Below are 2,293 nucleotides of genomic sequence, written 5' to 3'. Positions count from 1 at the left end.
AGCCAGCACAAATAGCAAATTGCCATCCAACTCTTGACCTCGAATTTGATTAACACTTTTTAAGAGACACTAGTGAATGACAATTTCCGTGTAGGGGGAAATATCTTCTACACGCATACCGACCGTAATTCAGAGTCCCAGACAAATACGGAATATACCCAGCCCGGAGTCAATGAATTCAAAAGCAGTTCAAGCTCTACAAGAGATAAAGGGCATAATCTTCGTGCAAATTTCCGGATAGAATGGAAAATAGACCCGAACAATACGCTCGATTTCAGACCTCAGTTCAGTTTTAACAGCCGTAATACGCAGTCAGGAGGTGAAAGTTTCATGCGTAACGGAGGGTTTGACGGAGATCTTGTCAACAGCAATATCACCCGTCAGTTCAACCATGGCACCAGTTATAACGCATCCGGTCAATTGATCTTCAATCACAATTTCCCTTCGCGTCCCGGCCGTTCGTTCAGTGTCCAGGCAAATTATGAGTTCTCGGATACCAAGCAGCACTCCACGAGCTGGAGCGACATTGAATATTATCTGACCTCAGGTTCGGAAGATGATACGGACAAACTCTATCGTTTTCTTGATAATCACCAGTGGAACAATTCAGTAGGTGCGCGTCTCACATGGACCGAACCTCTCGGAGATGTGAAGCGGGGAAACTTTCTGCAGGTCGCATATCGTCTCCAGTACCGTTTCAACAATGCCAACAAAGACACATACAATATTCCGACTCCTGACGAGACAATCGGCTTTATGCCGGAGGATTTCTCCACATTGCCCGGTTCCGCCATATTTGATACAGATCTTTCCGATCGGTTCCGGAACAAATTCGGCACACAAGAACTTCAGGTCGGATATAAGAAAGTCAACAGCAAATATAACCTTGAGGCTGGCATGGTGTTCTCTCCGTCGAGCAGCGCAAGCGAAGACATGCTTAACCCGGCGCGCAACATACCCGCGCAGTGGGTGTGGAATGTAGCTCCTTTTGCACGGTTCCGTTACCGTTTCAGCAAGACGAAATCGATACGTGCCGACTATCGTGCCCGCACTTCGGCGCCGTCTCTGACACAGTTGCAGCCTGTGGCAGATGAATCAGACCCCTTGCATATAACGCGTGGTAATCCGGATCTCAAGCCTACATTCACGCAGTCTGTAAACGTTCATTTCAATAATTACAATCAGGAGAGCCAAAGGGCGCTCATGGCGATGATGCGTCTGCAATATTCACAGAATGTGATAGTCAACAAGACCGTGTCGGATCCTGAGACAGGCAAAAGAGAAACCACTTATACCAACGCCAACGGGAATTTTTCAGGTTTCGGTATGTTCATGATAAACCAGCCCTTCCGCAACCGCAAATGGCGTTTCTCCGCACGTGCGTCTGCAAACTATTCTTCGATGGCGGGTTATATAAACGGAGATTTCAACCGTTCCGGCAATCTCAGGCTGTCGCCCAACGCAGGTCTGACATTCACCTGCGATGTTTTCCAGATGTCGGCAAATCCCACATATTCATTCCAGATGGTTACCAATTCTCTCCCCGCTCAGGAGAATATGTATACGCATGCATACGGTTTTCACAGTGACGCCGCCCTGTATCTGCCTTTCGGACTACAGGTCAACACGGATCTTGATTTTGACAAGACAAGCGGTTATTCCAACGGCTTCAATTCAACATCGTGGCTCTGGAACGCCCAGATATCATACAGCGTGCTACGCGACAAAAGTCTGACGTTCAGTGTAAGGGCTTATGACCTTTTGGGGCAGAAGAAGAATATCTCGCGTTCTGTGAGCGCGAACGGCACAATTACAGACAGCCGTTACAACGACCTTACGCGCTATGTGATGTTTGGCATATCCTATACCTTCAACACCCTTAAAAACAAGAAACGTCCGGAAATGGATAACTTTGACGGAAGACCCGGACCTCCTCCCGGCGGGCGGCAAGGAGGGCGTGGCGGAATGCACCGCATGGGACCGCCGAGATAACCTATATTCTGACAACATCCTTGACACCTTTGACGGTCTTGATCTTTTTGATCAGGACCGTCAACTGTCTGTTGTCGGTTACACCGATCACAAGATACCCCTGGAAGATGCCGTCGTGAGAATCGATGGATATGTTGCGCAGCATGGTGTTGGGCTCCTTGGAAATGATTGAAGTTATATTCGCAACGATTCCTATGTCATCGTTGCCGATCACACGCAGAGAGGCAGGGAGCATTTCTCCGCTTTTCCCGCTCCAGTTCGCCCGGATTATGCGATAAGGATAACGCTCCTGGATATGGCT

General features: G+C 48.5%; 2 protein-coding genes. One reads left to right on the top strand and one right to left on the bottom strand.

The window, feature by feature from the left end; all coding sequences use genetic code 11:
• The first annotated feature begins 72 nt into the window (after positions 1-72).
• Positions 73-1,992, top strand: coding sequence for an outer membrane beta-barrel protein (locus tag JX312_RS12450; RefSeq protein WP_204458217.1), 1,920 nt, complete (start codon positions 73-75; stop codon positions 1,990-1,992).
• 1 nt (position 1,993) lies between these two features.
• On the opposite strand, the gene JX312_RS12445 is transcribed toward JX312_RS12450, so the two are convergent.
• Positions 1,994-2,293 (bottom strand): ACT domain-containing protein (locus tag JX312_RS12445; RefSeq protein ID WP_370541510.1); only part of this gene is annotated, 300 nt, incomplete at its 5' end.

It is taken from the genome of Barnesiella sp. CU968 (assembly GCF_905219685.1).
GTDB classification, from domain to species: domain Bacteria; phylum Bacteroidota; class Bacteroidia; order Bacteroidales; family Muribaculaceae; genus Lepagella; species Lepagella muris_A.
This window is presented reverse-complemented; position numbering and strand designations above follow the sequence as displayed.